A 5,357-nucleotide genomic window follows, 5' to 3' on the forward strand; every position below is an offset into this window, starting at 1 on the left:
ACACCAGCAGCAGCGCGGCGCCGATCACCACCAGGTAGCCGACGCCGGACAGCGGGCTGTTGGAGGAACCGATCAGGCCGGCCATGTAACCGCATACGGCCGAGACGAAGAAGCTCATCAGCACGACGAAGGCGACGCCGCCGATCACCAAGGTAGTCAATGCGCCGCCCAGGCCACTGCTGGCACCGAAGCTGCCCAGCAGCCAGCCGATCGGGATCAGGCACACCACGGTAATCAAAGCGACGATGCCGATCGGCATATCCTGCTCGGTACGCGGCAACGTGTGCGCATTGCCCGCGGCGCGCACGCGCGCGGCCGCCATGGCGCCTGCCAGGCCGCTGGCCACCGGCTTGACGAGCTTGAGCAAGGTCCAGATCGCCGCGACACCGATAGTGCCGGCACCGAGGAAGCGCACCTTGTGGCTCCAGGTAGCCTGCGCCACATCGGCGGCGGCACCGGCAGCCGCTGCCAGACCCGAATAGTGCGGTACCGCCCAACCCCAGCCGATCAGCGCGCCGATCAACATCGCCACGCCCACGGACAAGCCCACCAGGTGGCCCACAGCGAACAAGGCGAAGGAAAGATTGAAATCGAAGCCGGATACCGAGCCTCGATCGTTGAGCTTGAAATACTGGGCCACGTCGCTGGCGAACACGCGCGTCTGCACGATCACGGCAAAGACGGCGGCGACCACGGCGCCCCAGATCATCGCCATCAGGCCGGCACGGTTTTCCGCATCGGAATCGCCCACGGCCTCTTCGCCACCGCCGACCTTAAGCACTTCGGCACAGGCCACGCCTTCCGGGTACGGAAGATCCGAATTGGTCACCAGTGCGCGGCGGAGCGGAATCGAATACATCACGCCCAAGATGCCGCCGAGCGCGCAAATGCCGAACGATATCCAGTAAGGGAAGCCGTTCCACCAGCCGATCATGATCAAGCCGGGCAACACGAAGATGATCGAGGACAGCGTGCCTGCCGCCGAAGCGATGGTCTGCACGATGTTGTTTTCCTGCACCGTCGAGTTGCTCACGCTGCGCAGGATGGCCATCGAAATCACCGCCGCGGGAATCGAGGTGGCGAAGGTCAACCCGGCCTTGAGGCCGAAGAAGACATTGGCGGCGGTAAAGACCACCGTGATGATCACGCCCAGGATGACGCCCCGGACGGTCAGTTCGGTGCGGTTATCGGCGACGGGTGGAAGTTGAGTGCTCACGGATGGTGGAGTCCTTGGCGTGGTAGGTCGGACGGCCGCGGGCAGGAACACCGACGGTCCGTCGCGAGCTACCTAGCCGCGACGCCCCAGCCGTTCTCCCCATCGAGCCGCGCCTTGCGCGCCATCGACCCTGAGCCGGGGTAGAGCATACCCAGGCGGGCGGGATAGACCAATGTCTGGGTTTTCTTTCTGGCCGGGAGCCCCGCCACCCCAGCCCTTTTATACGATCGCGACAGGGTGGGCATAGGCGACAGGTTGCTCCACAAAGCCCAAGTCAATCGTCCGCGTTCGGATCCATCCCCGGGAACAGCACCTCGGTATAGCCGAACTTGGAAAAATCCGTAATGCGCGAGGGGTAAAGGCGGCCGATCAGGTGATCGCATTCGTGCTGCACCACGCGCGCATGGAAACCCTCGGCGGTGCGATCGATGCGTGCCCCCTTCGGATCGATGCCCTCGTAGCGGATCAAGGTGTAGCGATTGACCGCACCGCGCAGTCCAGGCACCGAGAGACACCCTTCCCAGCCCTCTTCCATATCCTGTGAGAGAGGCGTAATGACCGGATTGAGTAGGATGGTCTGCGGCACCGGCGGCGCGTCCGGGTAACGTTCGGAGCTGTCGAAGCCAAAGATCACCAATTGCAGGTCGACACCGATCTGCGGCGCGGCCAGCCCCACGCCATTGGCGTGGTGCATGGTCTCGAACATGTCGGCGATCAGTTCATCCAATTCCTTGCTGCCGACCATGGCGGTAGGGACCGGCGGCGCAATGCGCAGCAGGCGCGGATCGCCCATTTTCAGAATCTCGCGAATCATCGAAACACCATTCCTTTCGTCGAAGCTCACTTACCGAATACTTTCTTCAACAACGCAGACGTCTGCTGCGCCGGATTGTCACGAATACCTTTCTCCTTGTCGGCAATCGTGGCGAACAGGCCGTCGAGGGTTTCCTTGGTGACGTAATCGTCCAGATCCAGCGACGAGGAGCCTTCCTTGCCTCCCAGGCCCCCCAGCTTACCGAGCGCTCCACCCAACTGGCTGCCGCTGTTGGAAGCGGTGAAGGCCTTGTATTTCTGCGTCACACCGACGCTGTCGGTCGCCTTGGCGACGATCGGGTGGATACGCTGGGTCAATGCCGGCCCGGCTACGCGGCGGAAATAATCCGTGGCTGCATGATCGCCGCCGGTAAGAATCCCGCGCGCATCGTCCAGGGTCATCTTGCGGATAGCATCGCCGAACAGGTCGGCTACTTGCGGCACGGCTTTTTCGGCCGCGCGATTCATGCTGAGCTGGAAATCATCGACCTTGGCCCCCTGCCCTAGCTTGCGCGCCAGATTGCCGGCCTGTTCGAGCTTGCCCGGCAGAGGAATGCGTACCTTGGGATTGTTCCAGAAACCGTCGTTGCGACCCAGGGTATTGATGGCATCGGTGGTGCTCTTGGCCAGGGCTTCCTTCAAGCCGGCTGCCACATCGCTATTGGGCAGGTTCACACCATTGGGCTGACCGGCACCGGGGCTGTGCTGCTGGGCGGCCGTCTTGGCCTTATCGAGCAGATCCTTGAACTGGAACGCGGAGCCCGTCAGGGGCGCTAGCAGCAAGAGGAGCGCGAGGCCGGTGGCGGCGGAGCGGTGCATCGGGCGCATGGTGTTCTTTCCTTAAAACGGCGCGGGATGCCCAGTGTACGCTGGCCGGATGTTAGACGGGCGTTGGTCCGGCTTTTACAGAACGCTCAAAGGCCCCAAATGTGAAGTCTTGCAACACGCCGTACCAACGATTCCCGCGAAGCGTACGGTTCTATTCGACCAATGGCTAATGCCGGCATGGGCTACCCGCCATTGACCCTGGACCGGCGGCGGGACGACCCTGTAAAGGCATTCCCGGGGAGTTTTCAGACATGCAAACTACGACTCACAACGGCACGGCAGCGAAGCTGCTCTGGGCCGTCATCGCCATTGTCGGCGCCTGGTGCCTCGGCGTCGTCGCACTACGCCGCGGCGAACCGATCAACGCGATCTGGGTTGTCGCCGCGTCGATCGCTGTCTTTGTCATCGGCTACCGCTTCTACAGCAAGTTCATCGAATCGAGTGTGCTGCACCTGGATCCCAGCCGAGCCACACCGGCGGTGTTGCGCAACGACGGCCTGGATTACGTACCTACCGACAAGTGGGTGGTGTTCGGCCATCACTTCGCCGCGATCGCCGGCGCCGGCCCATTGGTCGGCCCGGTACTCGCCGCGCAGATGGGCTATGTGCCCGGTACGCTGTGGATCCTGTTCGGTGTGGTCTTCGCGGGCGCCGTCCAGGATTTCATGATCCTGGGCCTGTCGATCCGCCGCGATGGACGTTCGCTGGGCAATATGCTGCGCGACGAACTCGGGCCGGTCGCCGGTGTCGTGGCGATGTTCGGCGTGCTGGTGCTGATGATGATCGTGCTGGCCGTACTCGCGCTGGTGGTGGTCAAGGCGTTGACGCATAGCCCATGGGGCACGTTCACCGTGGCCTGCACGATCCCGATCGCCCTGTTGATGGGCGTGTACCTGCGCTGGCTGCGACCGGGGCGGATTCTGGAAGTATCGATCATCGGCCTGGTGCTCCTGTTGCTCTCGATCTGGGGTGGAGCGCATGTGGCGGCGTCGAGCTGGGGGCCCGCGTTCGATTTCGATGCCCGCGCGCTGGCGTGGCTGTTGATCGCCTACGGCTTCTGCGCTTCGGTCCTCCCGGTCTGGCTGTTGCTTGCACCGCGCGACTATCTATCGACCTTCCTGAAAATCGGCACCGTACTGCTGCTGGCGCTGGCGATCTTCCTGGCTGCGCCGACGATGCAGATGCCGGCGATCACCAAGTTCATCGACGGCACCGGGCCGGTGTTCCAGGGCAACCTGTTCCCCTTCCTGTTCATCACGATCGCCTGCGGTGCGGTATCGGGCTGGCATTCGATCATTGCCTCGGGCACCACGCCCAAGCTTTTGTCCAATGAAGGCGAAGCGCGCATGGTCGGCTATGGCGGCATGTTGATGGAGGCGTTTGTCGCCATCATGGCGCTGATCGCTGCCGCCTCGCTGCACCCGGGTGTGTACTTCGCCATGAACTCGCCCGCCGCGCTGATCGGTACTACCGCGCAGCAAGCCGCTACCACGATCAGCCAATGGGGCTTCGTCGTCACGCCGGATGAGCTGCTCAATACCGCGACCAATATCGGCGAGTCGAGCATCTTGAGCCGCGCTGGCGGCGCACCGACGCTTGCCGTCGGCATGGCGCAACTGCTGCACGGCATTTTGCCAGGCGAGGGCATGATGGCGTTCTGGTATCACTACGCGATCCTGTTCGAAGCGCTGTTCATCCTGACGACGGTGGACGCCGGCACGCGTGTGGGCCGCTTCATGATCCAGGAGATCGCCGGCCTGATATATGCGCCGCTCAAGCGCACCGAATCGTGGACCGGCAACCTGATTGCCACGGTGATCTGCGTCGGCTTGTGGGGTTACTTCCTCTACCAGGGCGCCGTCGATCCGCTTGGCGGCATCAATACGCTGTGGCCTTTGTTCGGCATCGCCAACCAGATGCTGGCGGCGGTCGCACTGATGCTTGCCACGGTGGTCGTGGTGAAGCTCAAGCGAGAACGTTATGTGTGGGTGCCTGGCATTCCGGCGATCTGGTTGGTGACCTGCACGCTGACTGCCGGTTGGCAGAAACTTTCCGGGCCAATCAGCTTCACGGCGGCCGCACAGAAATATGCCGATGCCATGCAGGCCGGCAAGTTGCTCGCACCGGCCAAGTCGATGGAGGAAATGCAGCGCATCATTACCAATAACCGCGTCGACATGGCGCTCACTGCCTTGTTCATGCTGCTGATCGTCATCATGGCCCTGTTTGCGTTGCGCTCGATCGCCAAGGCCTGGCGCGACAACCATCCGACGGCCCATGAAGAGCCTTACGTCGCGCTCAGCAGCGTGCCGCACTGAGGGAGGGCACAGGCATGCACATCGATCTGAAGGCATTCGGGAAATGGGCGGTGCAGACCGCCCGCCTGTGCTGCGGCGTTCCCGACTACGACGTCTACGTCCGGCATCTTCGCGAGCACCATCCGGAGCGGGCGGTACCGAGCTACAAGGAGTTTTTCCGCGAACGGCAGGTCGCGCGCTAC

5 protein-coding genes are annotated in these 5,357 nt (G+C 62.9%); 2 read left to right on the forward strand and 3 right to left on the reverse strand.

Annotated elements, in window-relative coordinates; translation table 11 throughout:
- The 3 genes from VIM98_RS10925 to VIM98_RS10935 form a co-directional block, all read right to left on the reverse strand.
- Nucleotides 1–1,216: OPT family oligopeptide transporter (locus tag VIM98_RS10925; protein ID WP_331993136.1), on the reverse strand; the 1,216-nt coding region annotated here is incomplete at its 3' end.
- A 274-nt stretch (nucleotides 1,217–1,490) separates the two neighbouring features.
- Nucleotides 1,491–2,030 (reverse strand): peptide deformylase, encoded by a 540-nt coding sequence (gene def / locus VIM98_RS10930; RefSeq protein WP_331993137.1) that lies wholly within the window; start codon nucleotides 2,028–2,030, stop codon nucleotides 1,491–1,493.
- A 26-nt stretch (nucleotides 2,031–2,056) separates the two neighbouring features.
- Nucleotides 2,057–2,857, reverse strand: a complete 801-nt coding sequence (locus VIM98_RS10935; protein WP_331993138.1) for a DUF4197 domain-containing protein — start codon at nucleotides 2,855–2,857, stop codon at nucleotides 2,057–2,059.
- A 251-nt stretch (nucleotides 2,858–3,108) separates the two neighbouring features.
- Here VIM98_RS10935 and VIM98_RS10940 point away from each other — a divergent pair, with 251 nt between their 5' ends.
- Nucleotides 3,109–5,175, forward strand: coding sequence for a carbon starvation CstA family protein (locus VIM98_RS10940; RefSeq protein ID WP_331993139.1), 2,067 nt, complete (start codon nucleotides 3,109–3,111; stop codon nucleotides 5,173–5,175).
- Between the two features lie 14 nt (nucleotides 5,176–5,189).
- On the forward strand, nucleotides 5,190–5,357 hold a 168-nt coding region (locus VIM98_RS10945; RefSeq protein ID WP_331993140.1), incomplete at its 3' end, for a YbdD/YjiX family protein.

This window comes from Dyella sp. (assembly GCF_036568765.1).
In the GTDB taxonomy this organism is placed as follows: Bacteria; Pseudomonadota; Gammaproteobacteria; order Xanthomonadales; family Rhodanobacteraceae; genus GSA-30.

Coding starts and splice junctions, on each gene's coding strand:
- def (WP_331993137.1), bottom strand. CDS start 2,030: ATGATTCGCGAGATTCTGAAAATGGGCGATCCGCGCCTGCTGCGCATT.
- VIM98_RS10935 (WP_331993138.1), bottom strand. CDS start 2,857: ATGCGCCCGATGCACCGCTCCGCCGCCACCGGCCTCGCGCTCCTCTTG.
- VIM98_RS10940 (WP_331993139.1), top strand. CDS start 3,109: ATGCAAACTACGACTCACAACGGCACGGCAGCGAAGCTGCTCTGGGCC.